Raw genomic sequence first — 17,250 nt, 5'->3', positions numbered from 1 at the left:
GACCACGGCCAGATGGCTATAATAGCCGGCTATTATGCCAGCAGCTGGCGGTTTTGAGGAAACAGCAATGAAAGTCGGTATCATTATGGGTTCAAAATCTGATTGGCCCACCATGAAAAATGCAGCGGACATGTTAGACAAATTTGGCATCAGTTACGAGACCACTGTCGTGTCTGCCCACAGAACCCCACACTTGCTGGCTGAGTACGCCGGTGCCGCCGCCAGTCGCGGTTTAAAAGTGATTATCGCCGGAGCCGGTGGTGCCGCCCACTTACCTGGGATGGCTGCCGCTTTCACCAGTTTGCCGGTGCTGGGCGTACCTGTGCAGTCGAAAGCCTTAAAAGGGCTGGATTCATTATTATCTATTGTGCAAATGCCTAAAGGGGTGGCGGTGGGCACCCTCGCTATCGGTGATGCCGGTGCCGCCAATGCCGGTTTACTGGCTGCGCAAATTCTGGCCACCAGCGATGCAGCGTTAATGCAAAAAATTGATGCATTCCGGCAGGAACAAACAGACTCAGTGCTGAGCCAGCCGGATCCGGCTAAGGACTACTGATGCAGGTTTTAGTAATGGGCGCCGGTCAACTGGCGCGGATGATGGCACTGGCAGGCGCACCACTGAATGTGCAGGTGCTGGCTTATGACGTCAACACAGACACCGTACTACATCCACTGACCCAGCAACCCTTCAGCCTGACGCTGGCCGAAGCTGTGGCCCAGGCCGACGTAGTCAGCTCCGAATTTGAACATATCCCTTATCCGGTGCAGGAGATTTGCCAGCAAAGCGGTAAGTTTTTCCCCAACAGTACGGCCATCAAAGCCGGTGGCGACCGCAGACAGGAAAAGCAACTGCTGGATGCCGCTGGTGTTGCCAATGCCGGCTACCGTATTGTCACGACTGAAGCTGAATTTCAGGCGGCTATTGCCGCACTTGGTCTGCCACTGGTGCTGAAAAGCGCACTGGCTGGTTACGATGGTAAAGGCCAGTGGCGGCTGAAACACGCCGAAGATGCCGCCGCTATCTGGGCTGATATCGCCAGCTTTATGGCAGGTGCCGATCATACGTTGCCACAAGCGATAGTGGCCGAACAGTTTGTGCGCTTTGACCGCGAAGTCAGTCTGGTTGGTGCCCGTAATGCCAAAGGTGAAACTGTGGTGTATCCACTGACCGAAAATCACCATGTAAACGGCGTCCTGGCGGTGTCACTGGCAGTCCCTGCAAAGCAGCAACTGCAACAGCAAGCCAAACAAATGTTTGATGCTGTGGCGGCCCGGTTGGATTATGTCGGCGTGCTGGCACTGGAGTTTTTCCAGGTTGGCGATCAACTGCTGGTGAATGAAATTGCGCCCCGGGTCCATAACTCCGGCCACTGGACGCAACAAGGCAGCGATACCTGTCAGTTTGAAAACCATCTGCGTGCAGTCTGTGGCTTGCCACTGGGCAGCACGGCGCTGGTACGGCCAACAGTGATGGTGAACATTCTCGGTGAAGATCAGGTGAATCCGGCAATACTGGCGCTGCCGTCTTGTCATCTGCACTGGTATGGCAAAGGTAAAAGAGCCGGTCGCAAAATGGGTCATATCAATATTTGTGGCAATTCAGTGGCTGAACTGGCCGAACGTTTTGTCGCACTAGCTCAGTTGTTACCAGCAGCACAGTTCCCGGAAGTGGCTGAGGTCGCCGCTCAACTGCAGCAACAGGTATAACCACTGTGGTGATAGGCATCGCCCATGCTGAACGCAGATAAATAAAGGCCCGGTTGGGCCTTTCTCTTTGATGACCACGACCATGCTCACTGAACACCACCAGCATTTGTGCGGTTCAGTCCGCCTGCGGTAACTGACATTTTTTGCTGGCGCACACTAACTTAGCTCCATGCGCTGTCGTTTTCTCTGCCAATAAGCCAAAACCACAATGCCGGCAAGTGCCGGCAACAGGTTTAAGATTCAGCACAAAATCACAAACCGGATACCGTTCACAGCCATAAAAGGTTTTGCCGTATTTGCTGGTGCGCTCGAGTAATTTGCCCTGTTGACACTGCGGACAATGCACATCAGCTACCTCGGGAGCCTCTTCGTGCACAATAAAATGACACTCGGGGAAATTGCTGCAACCGATAAACATGCCATAACGGCCATTTTTCACCGCCAGCACCGAACCACAGCTGGGGCAAGGACTATCCGCCAGCAGTTTCACCACAGTGCTGTCATGCGGGTGCAAATTCTGGATATAGTGACAACAGGGATAATTGCTGCAGCCAAGAAATGGCCCATGTTTACCGGACTTCATTACCAGCTCGTGCTGGCACAAAGGACAGATTTGTTTGTGCGCAGGAATGGCAAACAACGGAGCTTCAGACATAACCAGACGCCCAAGGTCAGAAAAACGCTATTATTGCACAGTTCAGCGTGAGCGCGGTGCGGCCACTCAGCAAAAACCGGCCTTAGCAGCCGGTTTTTATTCAACCGCGGCCAGCATCAATGCAGCGGTCCGGTTGGCTCTTCAAAAATTAAATCTTCCATCTGGGCATAAGCTGTTTCATGGCCTGGCGCGTTAAACAACACCATCAATACCACCCATTTTAAATCTTCCAGACTGACTTCTTTACTGTCTAAGTCCATCACCCGATCTAACACCATTTCACGGGTGGGTAAATCCAGCACATTAATTTGTTCGAGAAACAGCAGAAAACCGCGGCATTCCGCATCCAGCTTACGTTGCTCGTCGGCAGTGAAAATGCGCACAGCCGTCGAATTGGTTTTGGTTAAATAAGGTTTAACGTGGCTTTCCTGTAACTTCGACAGATTTTCCAGCCAACGCAGCGCTTTAAAAATATCGTCATCATGAAAACCAGCTTTGACCAGCTCACGGGTCAAATCAGCCTGATTAACATAGATTTCCGATTCGTTATGAATATAGTTTTCGAACAGATAGACGAGGATATCAAACATAATCAGGCCCTCCTCACTCGAATGTAGCCACCAGGTACTACTGCTACTTCACCGGTCAGTTCCAGTTGAAGTAGGGCAATGGATACTTCAGCTACTGGTAATTGCGCCCGCGCCGCGATGACGTCAATTGCCGTAGCCTCATCTCCTACGTTAGCCAACAAGCCGGTTTCGAACAAGGCTTGCTGACAATTATTTTTACGTTCCGGCTGTGCTTTCAGACTGATTGGCTGAAATCCCACCAGTTCATCCAGAATATCGGCCGGACAAGTGGTTAATTTAGCCCCTTGCTGAATTAACTGATGACAACCGGCAGCCTGCGGATTGTAAATAGAACCTGGAATAGCAAACAGGTCCCTGCTGTATTCAGCAGCATAACCGGCGCTGATCAAGGAGCCACTTTTCAGCGCCGCCTCCACCACCAGGGTGCCAACACTCAGCCCGACCACAATCCGGTTGCGCAGCGGGAAAAACTCCGGCCTTGGCGGCTGATCCGGCAAATACTCTGAGACTAAAGCACCTTGCGCCGCAATCTGGGCGGTTAAAGCAGTATGTTGTTTCGGATAAATATGTTGCAAGCCATGTCCTAGCACAGCCACTGTGCCGCCTTGCACCGACAAAGCGCCCTGATGGGCGGCGCCATCAATGCCCTGTGCCAAGCCACTGCAAATGGTCAGACCCGCCTGGCTCAGGGCTGCGGCAAATTCAAAGGCAGTTTGACGGGCGCTGGGCGTTGGTTGCCGACTACCGACAATCGCCAATTGCGGTTGCTGCAGTAAGGCTGGCTGCCCGACGACAAATAAGGCCAGTGGCGGTTGTTTGCTCTGCCGCAGCAACGGCGGATAGTCCGGATCAATACAACGGATAAAATGCCGATCTGGCGCTGCCGCCAACCAGCGCTGACAAGCATCAATCCGTGGATGATCAGGAGCCAGTAACAATTCGCTCTGGCGGGCAGTCAGACCATAATGTTGTAATTGCGTGGGGCTAGCGCCAAAAAACTCGGTCAGCGGAATATGTTCAAGTAAACGCTGCAAACGGTGCAAATCCATTGCCGGCACTGAAGCCAGTGCCAGCCATAACGCCAGATCGTCCATGCTAGCTTCCTTGCAGGCTAAGCCCTATAAGTCGCCGATCATATCGCCAACTCTGATCGGTTTTACCGTGGAAGTAACAATAGCAAAGCTGCTTAATTCTGCGACTTTAAATACCATCAACTGACCCACTTTTTCTTTTGGCATCGGCAACACAGCGCCGTTGATGCCACCGGTTAACTTCTGGTATTTACTGGCATCGGATAAATACACCGGGCCTTTACTGCTGTCGACCACTGTCGGTGATTGCCGGTAAATCGCAAACATATGACCTGGTTTGATCTGATCCTGCTCACCCCGATTCAATACCACAATATCCCAGCTGGAAAACTCGCGTAAATCGGCAGTGGTATCGATGATGGTGCCTTCAATCGGGCGCTCTGGCTGGCGCATGGTAAAAAAAGCCGGTAACGATTGACCTTCAGCCGCAGGTAATAATTTATCACCCTGCTTAATTTCTTGCTTAATATCAATAATTTGCACTGTAGCCGGTTCAGCTAGACCATCACCTGTTCTTAACACCCGGGCCGTTGCGACCAAAATGGTTTCATAACCCAGCAAGGCTTGACTGTCCGGATCAAGATAAGCCTTACCCTGCCGGTAAATGCCATAGCCAGTGGCTGGATTTAACCTGCCCCTGACATACAACAGATGGTTGTCATTGGCATTTTTGATTTGTTCGTTGGCACCCAGCACATAAGGCAGCGCATCGATTTTTTCCTGACTGAGCGCTTGCTCATAGGTTAAAAAAGGCCGAATCATACTGAGAGGTAAAGTGGTCACCGCTTGACTGACTTTAGGGGTTTGCCGGCTGCGCGGACTCAGTTTTTGCACCGCAGCACGCACGTCCCGACCCGCCACAGGGCCGCTGGTATCAGGCGATAACCTGATGCTGTGCTGATTCAACGCTAATTGCGGCCGGCCGTTGGCATCATAACTTAACATCAGCCTGTCGCCGGGATAAATCAGATGTGGATTTTGTACTTGCGGATTCACTTGCCATAACTGTGGCCACAACCAAGGGTGTTCGAGGTATAATCCGGCAATATGCCATAAGGTATCGCCTTCTTTTACCACATAACTGGTTGGTGCATCAGCTTTGACAGTCAACTGCCGGGCTGAGGTTGCCAGCGAAAAACAAAGGCACAAAGCAGCGACACAGAGGGTGATAATTTTCAGCATGCCAGCTTCCTTGGGCTCGGACTCAGGGGAATTATTGCAGACTGCGCTATTAATACTTTCGATTAATGGCTAAAATTAGACCATATCACAGATAGTTAAACAACGCACAATTTTGTAGGTACCATGACAGTCTTAACCGTATTGCATTATCCCGACGATCGTTTACGCACTATTGCCAAGCCAGTAGCCACTATTACTGACCAGACCCGCCAGTTGGTGGCGGATATGCTGGAAACCATGTATGCCGAAAATGGTATCGGTCTGGCGGCCACACAGGTCAATGTCCATCAGCGCGTGGTGGTGATCGATGTCTCTGAAAGCCGCGACCAGCCGCTGGTGCTGATCAACCCGGAAATTATCGCCAAAAGCGGTGATACCACTTATGAAGAAGGCTGTTTGTCGGTGCCACAAAGTTATGCCAATGTGGAACGGGCGGCCGAAGTCACCGTCAAAGCACAAAATACCCAAGGTGAGTGGTTCGAATTAAAGGCGAATGGCCTGCTGGCAATTTGTTTACAACACGAGCTGGACCATCTGCTGGGTAAGTTATTTATCGATTACCTGTCACCGCTGAAACGGGATCGGATCAAGAAGAAGCTGGAAAAAGAAGCCCGCAACGCGGCACGTTAAGCCATCACAGGATTTGAAGTGACTCCATTACGTATTATTTTTGCCGGTACGCCGGATTTCGCCGCCCGTCATTTGCAGGCGTTGCTGGATGCTGGCCATCAGATCGTCGCCGTCTACAGCCAACCCGATAGACCCGCAGGTCGTGGTCAACAATTGCAAGCCAGTCCGGTCAAACAATTGGCATTGCAACATCAACTGCCGGTCTATCAGCCGAAATCGTTAAAAAAAGCCAAAGCCCAACAGGAACTAGCAGCGTTACAGGCTGATTTGATGATTGTGGTCGCTTATGGGCTGATTTTGCCTGCTGTCGTGCTGACGACACCAAGACTGGGTTGTATTAACGTGCATGGTTCATTGTTACCACGCTGGCGCGGTGCAGCCCCGATCCAGCGCGCACTCTGGGCAGGCGACAGTGAGACCGGCGTCACTATTATGCAAATGGATGAAGGCCTGGACTCCGGCGCTATGTTAAGCACCGCCAGTTTACCGATCAGTGCCAGCGACACTTCAGCTAGCCTCTACGACAAACTTGCGGCCATTGGGCCTCAAGCCCTGCTGGCCGCACTGCAAGATTTACCGGCGCTGCAAGCCAAGGCAGTGGCGCAAGCTGATGACGCAGCTAACTACGCCGAAAAACTCAGTAAAGAAGAAGCAGAGCTGAATTTTCATAAGTCTGCTGCCGCCTTGGAACGCGAAATCCGCGCTTTTAATCCATGGCCGGTCAGTTATCTGTCACTGCAACATTTAGCCGCCAGCCAACCGCAATTGGCAACGCAACAGCTGAAAATCTGGCAAGCCAGTGTCGAAGCGACCAGCACCACAGCCGAACCTGGCACAGTGCTGCGGGCCGATAAAAAAGGTATCGCCATCGCCACCGCTGAAGGTGTGCTGCTGTTACAGTTGCTGCAACCTGCCGGCAAAAAAGCCATGGCGGCAGCTGATTTCCTTAATGGCCGCGCTGAATGGTTTAGCGTCGGCACAGTACTGATCTCTGCTCAGGCCGCAGGTTCGCCACAATGAGCGCTAATTTACGGGCCGTTGCCGCCACTTGTTGTTACCAAGTGGTCGATCAGGGCAAATCGTTGTCGGATGTACTGCCCAAAGCACAGCAACAGTTCGACAACCCAGCCGACAAAGCACTGCTGCAAGAAATTTGTTTTGGCGTGATGCGGCAATTACCGCTGCTGGATTTTGTTTGTCAGCAACTGATGGCCAAACCGCTGATTAAACAACTGAGACCCCTGCAGTTTTTAATTTACGTTGGCATCTATCAGCTGAAATTTCTGCGGGTACCGGATCACGCGGCTATTGGTGAAACAGTGGAAGCGGCGCGCTCTTTGAAAGGTCAGTCGATGACCAAGCTGATCAATGGCGTGTTGCGTTCGGTACAGCGCAAACCTGAACTGTTTGAGTTAACCCAGGCGCCCGCTGCGGTGCAACATTGCCATCCATCCTGGTTGGTGCAGTCACTGCAACAGGCCTATCCTGAGCAATGGCAGGCCATTTTGGCGGCTAACCAGCAAAAAGCGCCGCTGTGGCTACGGGTAAATACGCGTCGGATCTCCGTCGAAGCTTTCGCCACAGCGCTCAGTGCAGCTGACATAGCCTTTAGCCAGCCAGAACCCCGCTTGCCACAAGCCATTTTGCTGACACAACCGATGGATGTATTGCTGCTGCCGGGTTATGCCGATGGCTGGTTTGCCGTGCAAGATTTAGCAGCACAATTTGCGGCCCTGTTGTTAGCGCCACAAGATGGTGAACGTGTGCTGGATGCCTGCTGTGCCCCTGGCGGTAAAACCGGTCATTTGCTGGAGCTTGCCCCCGCCGCACAAGTGCTGGCGCTGGATAAAGACGCCAGCCGGTTACAACGGGTGCGCGACAACTTGCAACGACTGGGTCATCAGGCCGACATTCGGGCCGCTGATGCCGCTACCCCCAAACAATGGTGGGATGGCCAGCAATTTGACCGCATCCTGCTGGACGTGCCCTGCTCTGCCACCGGCGTGATTCGTCGCCATCCGGATATTCGCTGGCTGCGCAAAGCCGCTGATATCGCCGCGCTGGCGACACTGCAACAACAAATTCTGATCCAGATTTGGCCTTTGCTCAAACCAGGCGGCACTTTGTTATACGCCACCTGCAGCGTATTGCCGGCGGAAAACCAGCAACAAATTCAGCAATTTCTGGCGCATCATCCAGATGCCAGCGCAGTGGCGCTCGGGCTGGATATTACAGCAAGTCAATGGCAATTGTTACCCGGTGAACAAGCCGCTGACGGCTTCTTTTACGCCAAACTGCAGAAAAAGGCAAACGGATGAAAATCATAATCTTAGGTGCTGGCCAAGTCGGTGCAACCCTGGCTGAAAACTTAGTCGGTGAAGAAAACGACATCACTGTGGTTGATATTAATGCCGACAAACTGCGCGCGCTGCAAGACAAGCTGGATTTACAGGTGGTGCATGGTCACAGTGCCCATCCGGATATTTTAAAAAAAGCCGGCGCCGAAGATGCCGATATGATTATTGCTGTCACCAACAGCGACGAAGTCAATATCGTCGCATGCCAGGTGGCGTACAGTATTTTTAATACCCCGACCAAAGTAGCGCGCATCCGGACCAACCAATACATTAAATACCGCGATCAGCTGTTTAATAAAGATGATATGCCGGTCGACCACTTTATCGCGCCAGAAACCCTGGTCACTGACTATATCCGCCGCTTGATTGATTATCCTGGCGCCTTACAAGTCGTTGAATTTGCTGGTGGTAAAGTCAGCCTGGTGGCGGTAAAAGCCTATTATGGCGGTTTACTGGTCGGGCATGCGCTCTCTACGCTGCGCGAGCATATGCCGCATATTGATGCCCGGGTCGCCGCCATTTACCGTCGTGGCCATGCTATCAAACCTATTGGCACCACTATTATTGAAGCCGACGACGAAGTGTTTTTTGTGGCAGCGACTAAGCATATCCGCGCCGTAATGAGCGAGCTGCAAAAACTGGAATCCAGTTATCGCCGCATTATGATTGCCGGCGGTGGTAATGTTGGTTTTGGTCTGGCCAAAGCGCTGGAAAAAACCCATAGTGTGAAACTGATTGAACGCAGTAAAGAGCGGGCCGAATATCTGTCCAGCGCGCTGGAAAACACTGTGGTTTACGCCGGCGATGCTTCAGATCCAGAGTTACTGGAAGAAGAAAACATCGACCAGGTGGATGTATTTCTGGCGGTCACCAACGATGACGAAGCCAATATTATGTCCGCGATGTTAGCCAAGCGGATGGGCGCGCAAAAAACCATGGTGCTGATTAAACGCGGCGCTTATGTCGATTTACTGCAAGGCGGTGAAGTCGATATTGCAGTATCACCGCAACAAGCCACCATCTCAGCACTGCTGACCCACGTCCGGCGCGGCGATATCGTCAACGTGTATTCGCTGCGACGCGGTGCCGCCGAAGCCATCGAAGCCATTGCGCACGGCGACAAAACCACCTCGAAAGTGGTCGGCCAGACCATTGGCAAAATCAAACTGCCACCAGGCTGCACCATAGGCGCCATAGTCCGCGGTGACGAAGTGATGATCGCCCACGACAACACCGAAATAGCCACCGACGACCATGTGATTTTGTTCCTGGTGGATAAAAAGTACATCGGCGAAGTGGAACGCTTATTCCAGGTCAGTGCGTTGTTTTTATAATCATCAACAGTGGTTTGCCTTTAAACCACAGTGCCACTTTAGGTTGCACTGTGGTGGCACACTGCATGCCAATTGCGTTTTCATACTCTCATTCGTGGGGGATCCTGCTGGACTTTAGCCACCTGCCCTCTTATTGTAATTATTTTGAAAATAGTTATTCTTATTATAATTTTATCGTATCAAATTAATGGAAATTTTAAGATAGGGACTTGTTATGTCATTGATAAAAGCCACTGTAATAACTTTATTATTTTCAGTACTAGTTGCAGGATGTGCCAATGTTGGGAGTGTCAAACTGAAAGGGATCACAGAAGCAGATATTCAACAAATAATCACGGTAGGTAAAACCACGCAAAATGATGTTAAAGCTCATTTCGGCTCACCTTTCCAAACAAGCTTCACTGATGGCGGCCTGGCAATCTGGACATATCAATATGACGATACCTCTGCGCTAACTCCCGAAACTGTTGGTTCAGTGGTTTTCACCTTAGGTATCGCTGGCACGAAAGCAAAAGGCACAAGACATGAACTCGTTTTGCTTTTTGATGAAAATAAAGTTGTTAAAAATTTTAATATGTCTAATAACCCTATCGAGATTGGAACTGGCGTATTTTAACTGACAAGTAAAATGAGAACATAACTCAATCAGTTTCATACCCCGTCGAGCGAGCCGAAATAAAATTAGTGGTTTGAGGTTTTAAGCTGGGGAGTGTCTGAGGCCGCCGACGCTAGCGGCGGCCGAGTTGCCCCAGCGCCTCAAACCATTGATTTTATTGCGGGCTTTCGAGCGATCCGGGGTCGCCTTTTCTTTGGTTTCTTTCTTTTGGCGAAGCAAAAGAAAGAAACTCGCCAACGGCGAAACGCTGTGACAAAACCGCCAGCTGCAGGCTAAAAAAACAAAAACTATCCGTTTTCACGGACTAACGACCAACCCGTCAACAACTACAACACCCCGGCACTACGGTGGTTATAAATCCGGATCGTGAGCACAATCAGCACAGTCGCAATCAGCGCCGAAAAAGCATGGTGCAGTACCAGATGGCTGAGTAAAAATGCCGGCACATCTTGCCAGCCTTCAAGCAGCCACATTTTGACAAGCAGCATCAGGTAAGTGGCAAGATGCAAATACAGACCGGTGCGGAAAATTTGGCCAATGCGCTGTCGTAATGGCGCGGTTAAATTGCCGCCAAACAGCCGAAGAGCCAGCAATGCCAACAGACACAGCAATAAAGTGACTGCACCTAAACCTAATAACGACGTTTTTGCCACCACAGCGCTGGCAAGATACCAAGGGATCATCTGGTCAGACTCCAATCATCAAACAATAAAACCAAAGCATACGAGGATGCCCGGTCATTTTACACCAAACTGTTGCCGCCGGATCCGTGACAACCGACAATCGATGACCGTTATGCGCTGCGCTCGTAATGCTCCATGATCAGGGTTTTGCCATGGATATCCAGACTTAAGGTGCGGATATGACGAAAACCATTCTTCAGCATGACCCGGCCCGAAGCTGGGTTGGTCTGCAAATGTCTGGCATAAATGAGCGGAATACCGCACTGCTTCAGGCCGAATTCAAGCAAAGCAGCCGCGGCTTCGGTGCAATAGCCCTGCCCCCAGTACGGCACGCCAATCCAGTAACCGAGATTGGCGTCAGCGCTGGTGCGTTGGGTCAGACTGACAGTGCCAATCAGCTCATCATTGTGCGCCAGGGTGATGGCATAAATAATGGCATCGCCCTGTTGGTAGCTGGCGGCATGTGAGCTGATCCATTGCTCGGCCAGACCATCCGTGTAAGGATAAGGAATATTCACCGTCATCACCGACACCCGGCGATCCCCTGCCAGCAACTGCAACCTTGGCGCATCACTCAGGGAAAAAGGTCTTAACATTAACTGGTTAGTTGGTAATATCGGTTGTGTTGTCATCTGATCCTGCTCCTTCAGGTCACACACAACGAAGCAGCGCAATCAAAGTGCTTCGTTGTGAGGGCAAACACTGGGCGTTGATACGGCCAGCCAATCACGCCAAACCCAGCTCGCGGGTCATATTTTCATTGCGATCACGGTGGACGATGACGTTGTCTTCGATGCGGATGCCACCAAATTTGCGGAAAGCATCGACTTTATGCCAGTTGACGTATTTGCCATGCTCAGTTTGTTTCAGATCCGCCAGCAATGAATCAATAAAATACAGCCCTGGTTCAATGGTAAACACCATGCCAGGTTCAATCAGCCGGGTCGAACGCAAAAACGGATGATTGTCCGGTGCACTGACGTGAGTACCCCGCTCATCTGCCATAAAACCACCCACATCATGCACTTGCAGGCCGAGGTGATGGCCAATGCCGTGCGGATAAAAAGTGCGGCTGATCTGGGTTTCGACAATTGCATCGGCCCCTAGCTGCACCAGATCAAAATCCGCCAGCACATTGGCAATCAGTTGATGCGATGTTAAATGTACTTCAGTGTACTTGATGCCAGGTTTGAGGCTATCGACCAACTGCAACTCCACCGCATTCATCGCCTGGATCAAAGCGGCAAACTCATTATCCTGCGCGCTGTAAGTGCGGGTAATATCGGCAGCGTACCCATGAAAAGAAGCGCCGGCATCAATTAAAAACGAGTGATGCTCTGCAGGCTGCTGCCGCGCCAGCACTGTGTAATGCAAAATGGCCGCGTTCTGATTCAGTGCAATAATATTGCCATACGGCACTTCATTTTCGCTTTGCTGCACTGCGGCTAAATAGGCCAGCTGGATGTCAAATTCACTGCCACCGGCGCGAAATGCTGCTTCGGCGGCACGATGACCGGTCACCGCAATACGGTTGGCTTCCCGCAGACAGGCCAGCTCATAATCGGTTTTATAAGCGCGGTGATAATGCAGGTAACTCAGCACCCCTTCCGGATTTAACTCAGTAAAACCCAGCGCCCGCGCCAGTTCCAGCTGTTCCCCCAGATAAGCCAGTCGCGCTTTGTCATAAGGCAGCAGTTTTTCTACTTTGGTGGGTTTATCAATCAGTTCAATATCAAAAAAGCCAGCCCAAAAGTCAGTCGGCGCATCCGGTACTTTATGCCAGAAATCGACCGGTAGATAAAACACCAGCTTAGGTTTATTCATACCATCCACCAGCAACCAGCAATGCGGGTTGTCTACCAGTGGTAACCAGGCTTTAAACAGCGGATTGACCTTAAACGGATAATCCATATCGTCGAGAAACTGCCGTTTGGCCTGGCCGGAATGGATGACAAGCGCATCCAGATTTTCCCGGGCTAATACGGCTTTGGTGCGTTGTTGTAACTCAAACAAGTGAGCGGCGTACAAAGATTGGTAAGCTGGTCGCATGGCTGATCCCATTGTGATAGTGAAAAACAGCGGCAACCAGGCGTTCACCTGTTGCCGGCTGGCAAATGTAACGAAGTCGTCAGGGTTAAGACGCCTGCCCGACCTGCATCGTACTTAAAGGTACAAACACATCGTGTGACTGGTTCATCCGGATATTATAAATCTGATAATAAGCCAGCACAGCTTTGACGTATTCCCGCGTTTCTTTAAAGGGAATGGTTTCAATCCAGATATCAATCGGCATCTGGCCGTTTTTTGGCAACCAGCTTTTCACTCTGCTGTAACCGGCATTATAAGAAGCGGTGGCAAACACCAGATTATTGTCATTTTGCCGCATCAGATAATTCAGATAATCGGTGCCCATATCGATATTGGTATTCGGATTATACAAAGTTTCTACCGCCACCCGCCGGCCCGTGATGTGCTTGGCGGTTTGCGGCATAATTTGCATCAGACCATGGGCTCCGACCGGCGATTTTGCCGTCGGAATAAAGGTACTTTCGCGCCGGGTAATTGCCATAGCCCAGGCCGGATCAACCCTGGCTGCCTTGGCATGCTTCTGAATTTCTTTGTTAAACACCATCGGGAAACGCATATCAACGTCATCCCAATAACCGGCATCCGCCAGCGCGAAAATCGCTCTGTCATACCAGCCTTTATCATAAGCATACTTGGCCGCACTGAGCTTCTGCGTTTCCGAACCGTATTTTTGCAGGAAAGTCAGCTCGCGTTTGGCGGCGTTTGGCCGGCCAATGGCTTCCCACTCATACATCCTGGCAATAGAACCACTTTGCTTAAAAGCCTGGTATTGCGCTGCCGTTACCGGCACAGGTTTGTGCGCCAGGCTGGGTTTTAATCCCAGTTTAGCCGCCGCCATAAAACCATAATAACTGCGCTGCAAGGCTACATCCGCCAGCACTTGCCTGGCGGCATCAGTTTTGCCTTGCTGCTGATAAGAGCGTGCCAGCCAATACTGCAGATGATCTTTTTTCAGACTTTCCTGCGGCAGTTCCAGCAGCATTTTTTCGACGTCAGCCCAGCGCTGTTGCCGTAATAACGACGCCAGTTGCCACTGAATAAACAAATCATCTTTCAGTTCTACCGGCACCATGGCAATAAATTTACTGGCACGCGGATCATCCTTACTGGCCAACGCGATAGCAAACTGCCTTGCTACATCAATACGTTGCCCTTTAGTAAACTGTGGATCGGCTTCAAAACGCTGCCATACCTTCAGCGCTTGTTCCGGTTGTTTCCAAATCATTTTTTTCAGCGCATAAGCCAGGATCTCCCGCTCCCAGCGATGTTTCAGCGGCAGGAACTTTTGTCGTTGCACCAGCCCGGGATTTTCCATCACTTGCTTCCATTTATCGCCCAGATACTGCTGATTCTTCGGCAGTAAAGTGCGCAGATAAGGAATAATCCGCTCGTCGCCACCATTGGCGACATTCTTCAGCCGTGCCCAGATCACCTCAGGCGTACGCTGGCCGGCTTTTTGCCAGCGGCTAAATAACGCATCACATTCTTTCGGTCTGGACTCACCGACAGTCCAGATGTCTGCTACTGCAGGCCAGATCCCAGCGGCGGGTTCATTTTGCAGCCGCAATTGCAGCGCATAACAATCCAGCACCGTATCGCTGCCCATCTGATAATTTTTCAGATAAGGCTGACTGAGGCCGACACTGGCCAAATACATCAGCCAGCGCTTTTTCAGCGTCCATTCCAGCGGTGAGCCCTGATGTTGGTTAAGGAAGTTTTGCACCCGGCCGGTATCCCCCAGCGAACGGCTCAGTAATTCCAACTCCAGATATGGCTTCAGCGGATAATCATGCAGATCACGCAACATCCGCGCTGCTTGCTCCGGCGTTGCTTTGTGAATGCCCTTTTCTGCCTGCAGAAAACGCTCACGCAGCACAGCATCCGACGGTGCAGCCAGCACCGGCAGTGTCAACATCCCTAAGGCCGACGCCAGCACTAAAGCGCGCGCCGGGGTTGTCCCTGATAACCAGAATTTCAGTTGCCACATCTGTATAAATACCACCTATAGTTACACAGGTGCCGACGGCCAATTCAAACAAGCGTTTAAATAACGGTTGAATTTTTTTCTGAACCGCGACACACTGGACCTGCACAAGACTCATCTGACCTGTTGCAATATAAAAGCATCTGTCACCCATGCGACGAAGGAGAACATCCATGATCTACCAGAGTTCCAGCATTACCGTGCAATACATTGCCGACGGTATTGCCGAGTTTACCTTTAACGCAGCCGGCTCGGTAAACAAATTTGACCAGCAGACGCTGGCTGATTGCCGCGCAGCGCTGGAAATCCTGCATCAGGATAACAATCTCAAAGGTTTAATCTACAGCAGTGCCAAAGAAACCTTCATCGTTGGTGCTGATATTACTGAATTCCTCGCTACTTTCCAAAAGCCGGAGGCAGATTTAATTCCCTGGATTAAACAAGCGTCCGACATCTTCGACCTGGCAGAGGATCTCCCAGTTCCAACAGTCGTCGCTTTAAAAGGTTTTGCCTTAGGCGGCGGCTGTGAATGGTCGTTAACGGCTGACTACCGGGTGGCGGATACCAGCACCAAAATTGGTTTACCGGAAGTTAAACTCGGTCTGATGCCTGGTTTTGGCGGTACCGCCCGCTTACCACGGATTGTTGGCGCTGACACTGCGATGGAGTGGATCACCACCGGCAAAGAGCGTGGCGCTGAGCAAGCGTTAAAAGAAGGCGCAATAGATGCCGTAGTGGCACCAGACAAACTGATGGCCGCGGCCTTATCCATGGTCCAGGACGCCATTGCCGGCAAGCTGGACTGGCGCAAAAAGCGCGCCGCCAAATTATCGCCACTCAAACTGAATAAAACTGAAGCCATCATGAGCTTCAATACCGCCAAAGGCATGGTGTTCGCCAATGCCGGTAAACATTACCCGGCACCGATGCTGGCAGTCGAAACCATTGAAAAAGCCGCCCAGTTAGACCGTGCTGGCGCTGTGGCGCTGGAAAACGCCGGTTTTGCCAAACTGGCGAAAACCGATGCAGCGACCGCCCAGATTGGTTTGTTCTTGAACGATCAGTTGCTCAAAGGCAAAGCCAAACAAGCCGGTAAACTGGCGAAAAAAGCCATCCATAAAGCAGCAGTATTGGGCGCAGGCATTATGGGCGGCGGTATCGCTTACCAGTCAGCCTCCAAAGGCGTGCCGGTGGTGATGAAAGATATCAACGATAAAGCGCTGCAACTGGGCATGGGCGAAGCCATGAAGCTGCTCGGCAAATTAGTGGAGCGCAAACGCTTAGATGCGGCTGGCATGGCCAAAGTGATTGCGTCTATTACGCCAACACTGTCGAATGAAACCGTCAAAGGTGTCGACATCGTAGTCGAAGCCGTGGTCGAAAACCCGAAAATCAAAGGCGCTGTGCTGAAAGACATTGAAACTGTGGTTGGCCCGGATGCGATTATCACCTCCAACACTTCAACAATTTCGATCAATACCTTAGCGGCGAATTTAGCAGATCCAAGCCGGTTCTGTGGCATGCACTTCTTTAATCCGGTGCACCAGATGCCATTGGTGGAAATTATCCGCGGTAAAGATACTTCAGATGAAACCATCGCTGCCGTGGTGGCCTATGCGGCAAAAATGGGGAAATCGCCCATCGTCGTTAATGACTGCCCAGGTTTTTACGTCAACCGCGTGTTATTCCCCTATTTCGCCGGTTTTAGCAAATTAGTGCTGGATGGCGCTGACTTTGCCAAAGTAGACAAAGTGATGGAAAAACAATTCGGCTGGCCAATGGGCCCGGCGTACCTGCTGGATGTGGTGGGATTAGACACTGCCCATCATTGTACTGACGTGATGGCAGATGGCTTCCCGACCCGGATGGCAAAAGTTGATAACGACCCGGTCAGCGCTATGTACAACGCCCAGCGTTTTGGCCAGAAAAATGGCCTCGGTTTTTACGCCTACAGCAAAGATGCCAAAGGTAAACCGAAAAAAGACCTGGATGCCGCCAGTGCCGCTTTGTTAGCAGGTATCGCAGCACCAGCCAAAGAATTCTCGGCCGATGAAATTATCGCCCGCACTATGGTACCGATGATCAACGAAGCGATCCGCTGTTTAGAAGAAGGCATAGTTGCATCAGCGGCTGAAGCAGATATGGGCTTGATTTACGGTTTAGGTTTCCCTCCGTTCCGCGGTGGTCCGCTGCGTTATGCTGATACCATTGGCCTGGCCAACTTTGTAGCCATGGCCGACCAATACGCGCACTTGGGTGAAATCTACCAGGTGACTGACAAAACCCGCGCCATGGCTGCCAACGGCCAGGTGTTTTACCCGGTTTAATTGCGG

The 17,250-nt window shown here is 51.3% G+C and carries 16 protein-coding genes; 8 read left to right on the top strand and 8 right to left on the bottom strand.

Annotation, left to right across the window (positions count from 1 at the left end; all coding sequences use genetic code 11):
* Positions 1-67: 67 nt before the first annotated feature.
* Positions 68-556 (top strand): 5-(carboxyamino)imidazole ribonucleotide mutase, encoded by a 489-nt coding sequence (gene purE / locus AC53GJ_RS00150; RefSeq protein ID WP_496730521.1) that lies wholly within the window; start codon positions 68-70, stop codon positions 554-556.
* Complete coding sequence (locus AC53GJ_RS00145) at positions 556-1,707, top strand: 5-(carboxyamino)imidazole ribonucleotide synthase (protein WP_496730520.1); 1,152 nt, start codon at positions 556-558, stop codon at positions 1,705-1,707. Before purE ends, AC53GJ_RS00145 begins: the two co-directional genes overlap by 1 nt.
* Before the next feature lie 115 nt (positions 1,708-1,822).
* On the opposite strand, the gene AC53GJ_RS00140 is transcribed toward AC53GJ_RS00145, so the two are convergent.
* From AC53GJ_RS00140 to AC53GJ_RS00125, 4 genes are all read right to left on the bottom strand, one after another.
* On the bottom strand, positions 1,823-2,290 hold the full coding sequence (locus AC53GJ_RS00140; protein WP_496730519.1) for a DNA topoisomerase family protein: 468 nt from the start codon (positions 2,288-2,290) through the stop codon (positions 1,823-1,825).
* 188 nt (positions 2,291-2,478) lie between these two features.
* Entirely contained in the window at positions 2,479-2,952 is a 474-nt protein-coding gene (locus AC53GJ_RS00135) for a DUF494 family protein (protein WP_496730518.1), read from the bottom strand.
* 2 nt (positions 2,953-2,954) lie between these two features.
* Entirely contained in the window at positions 2,955-4,046 is a 1,092-nt protein-coding gene (gene dprA / locus AC53GJ_RS00130; RefSeq protein ID WP_496730516.1) for a DNA-processing protein DprA, read from the bottom strand.
* A gap of 24 nt (positions 4,047-4,070) precedes the next feature.
* Positions 4,071-5,225 (bottom strand): LysM peptidoglycan-binding domain-containing protein, encoded by a 1,155-nt coding sequence (locus tag AC53GJ_RS00125; RefSeq protein ID WP_496730515.1) that lies wholly within the window; start codon positions 5,223-5,225, stop codon positions 4,071-4,073.
* A gap of 123 nt (positions 5,226-5,348) precedes the next feature.
* Here AC53GJ_RS00125 and def point away from each other — a divergent pair, with 123 nt between their 5' ends.
* The 5 genes from def to AC53GJ_RS00100 all read left to right on the top strand — a co-directional run bounded on the left by def (position 5,349) and on the right by AC53GJ_RS00100 (position 10,162).
* A complete protein-coding gene (gene def, locus AC53GJ_RS00120; RefSeq protein ID WP_496730514.1) occupies positions 5,349-5,855 on the top strand; it encodes a peptide deformylase in 507 nt (168 codons plus the stop codon).
* Positions 5,856-5,873: 18 nt separating this feature from the next.
* Positions 5,874-6,875: a methionyl-tRNA formyltransferase gene (gene fmt, locus AC53GJ_RS00115; protein WP_496730513.1), complete on the top strand. Its 1,002-nt coding sequence runs from the start codon at positions 5,874-5,876 to the stop codon at positions 6,873-6,875.
* On the top strand, positions 6,872-8,173 hold the full coding sequence (rsmB, locus tag AC53GJ_RS00110) for a 16S rRNA (cytosine(967)-C(5))-methyltransferase RsmB (protein WP_496730512.1): 1,302 nt from the start codon (positions 6,872-6,874) through the stop codon (positions 8,171-8,173). Before fmt ends, rsmB begins: the two co-directional genes overlap by 4 nt.
* Positions 8,170-9,546, top strand: coding sequence for a Trk system potassium transporter TrkA (gene trkA, locus AC53GJ_RS00105; RefSeq protein ID WP_496730511.1), 1,377 nt, complete (start codon positions 8,170-8,172; stop codon positions 9,544-9,546). The genes rsmB and trkA overlap by 4 nt, the downstream gene beginning before the upstream one ends.
* 214 nt (positions 9,547-9,760) lie before the next feature.
* Positions 9,761-10,162, top strand: a complete 402-nt coding sequence (locus AC53GJ_RS00100) for a hypothetical protein (RefSeq protein WP_496730510.1) — start codon at positions 9,761-9,763, stop codon at positions 10,160-10,162.
* Positions 10,163-10,488: 326 nt separating this feature from the next.
* On the opposite strand, the gene AC53GJ_RS00095 is transcribed toward AC53GJ_RS00100, so the two are convergent.
* The 4 genes from AC53GJ_RS00095 to AC53GJ_RS00080 form a co-directional block, all read right to left on the bottom strand.
* The gene (locus AC53GJ_RS00095) at positions 10,489-10,845 is read right to left on the bottom strand and encodes a hypothetical protein (protein WP_496730509.1); all 357 of its coding nucleotides are present in this window, start codon (positions 10,843-10,845) and stop codon (positions 10,489-10,491) included.
* Between the two features lie 110 nt (positions 10,846-10,955).
* A complete protein-coding gene (locus AC53GJ_RS00090; protein ID WP_496730508.1) occupies positions 10,956-11,477 on the bottom strand; it encodes a GNAT family N-acetyltransferase in 522 nt (173 codons plus the stop codon).
* 94 nt (positions 11,478-11,571) lie between these two features.
* Entirely contained in the window at positions 11,572-12,894 is a 1,323-nt protein-coding gene (gene pepQ / locus AC53GJ_RS00085) for a Xaa-Pro dipeptidase (RefSeq protein ID WP_496730507.1), read from the bottom strand.
* 85 nt (positions 12,895-12,979) lie between these two features.
* Positions 12,980-14,920: a transglycosylase SLT domain-containing protein gene (locus AC53GJ_RS00080; RefSeq protein WP_496730506.1), complete on the bottom strand. Its 1,941-nt coding sequence runs from the start codon at positions 14,918-14,920 to the stop codon at positions 12,980-12,982.
* 170 nt (positions 14,921-15,090) lie between these two features.
* On the opposite strand from AC53GJ_RS00080, the gene fadB reads away from it, so the two are divergent.
* Positions 15,091-17,244 (top strand): fatty acid oxidation complex subunit alpha FadB, encoded by a 2,154-nt coding sequence (gene fadB / locus AC53GJ_RS00075; protein WP_496730505.1) that lies wholly within the window; start codon positions 15,091-15,093, stop codon positions 17,242-17,244.
* The last annotated feature ends 6 nt before the right edge of the window (positions 17,245-17,250 follow it).

It is taken from the genome of Rheinheimera sp. B2H12 (genome assembly GCF_059620065.1).
The sequence above is the reverse complement of the archived record's forward strand: the minus strand, read 5'-3'. Positions and strand labels throughout refer to the sequence as shown.

What these genes read in the sequence shown, in the direction of transcription:
- AC53GJ_RS00145 (WP_496730520.1), top strand. Translation starts at nt 556, where the DNA reads ATGCAGGTTTTAGTAATGGGCGCCGGTCAACTGGCGCGGATGATGGCA.
- fadB (WP_496730505.1), top strand. Translation starts at nt 15,091, where the DNA reads ATGATCTACCAGAGTTCCAGCATTACCGTGCAATACATTGCCGACGGT.
- rsmB (WP_496730512.1), top strand. Translation starts at nt 6,872, where the DNA reads ATGAGCGCTAATTTACGGGCCGTTGCCGCCACTTGTTGTTACCAAGTG.
- AC53GJ_RS00080 (WP_496730506.1), bottom strand. Translation starts at nt 14,920, where the DNA reads ATGTGGCAACTGAAATTCTGGTTATCAGGGACAACCCCGGCGCGCGCT.
- def (WP_496730514.1), top strand. Translation starts at nt 5,349, where the DNA reads ATGACAGTCTTAACCGTATTGCATTATCCCGACGATCGTTTACGCACT.
- AC53GJ_RS00140 (WP_496730519.1), bottom strand. Translation starts at nt 2,290, where the DNA reads ATGAAGTCCGGTAAACATGGGCCATTTCTTGGCTGCAGCAATTATCCC.
- pepQ (WP_496730507.1), bottom strand. Translation starts at nt 12,894, where the DNA reads ATGCGACCAGCTTACCAATCTTTGTACGCCGCTCACTTGTTTGAGTTA.
- AC53GJ_RS00135 (WP_496730518.1), bottom strand. Translation starts at nt 2,952, where the DNA reads ATGTTTGATATCCTCGTCTATCTGTTCGAAAACTATATTCATAACGAA.
- dprA (WP_496730516.1), bottom strand. Translation starts at nt 4,046, where the DNA reads ATGGACGATCTGGCGTTATGGCTGGCACTGGCTTCAGTGCCGGCAATG.
- AC53GJ_RS00125 (WP_496730515.1), bottom strand. Translation starts at nt 5,225, where the DNA reads ATGCTGAAAATTATCACCCTCTGTGTCGCTGCTTTGTGCCTTTGTTTT.
- AC53GJ_RS00090 (WP_496730508.1), bottom strand. Translation starts at nt 11,477, where the DNA reads ATGACAACACAACCGATATTACCAACTAACCAGTTAATGTTAAGACCT.
- AC53GJ_RS00100 (WP_496730510.1), top strand. Translation starts at nt 9,761, where the DNA reads ATGTCATTGATAAAAGCCACTGTAATAACTTTATTATTTTCAGTACTA.
- trkA (WP_496730511.1), top strand. Translation starts at nt 8,170, where the DNA reads ATGAAAATCATAATCTTAGGTGCTGGCCAAGTCGGTGCAACCCTGGCT.
- AC53GJ_RS00095 (WP_496730509.1), bottom strand. Translation starts at nt 10,845, where the DNA reads ATGATCCCTTGGTATCTTGCCAGCGCTGTGGTGGCAAAAACGTCGTTA.
- purE (WP_496730521.1), top strand. Translation starts at nt 68, where the DNA reads ATGAAAGTCGGTATCATTATGGGTTCAAAATCTGATTGGCCCACCATG.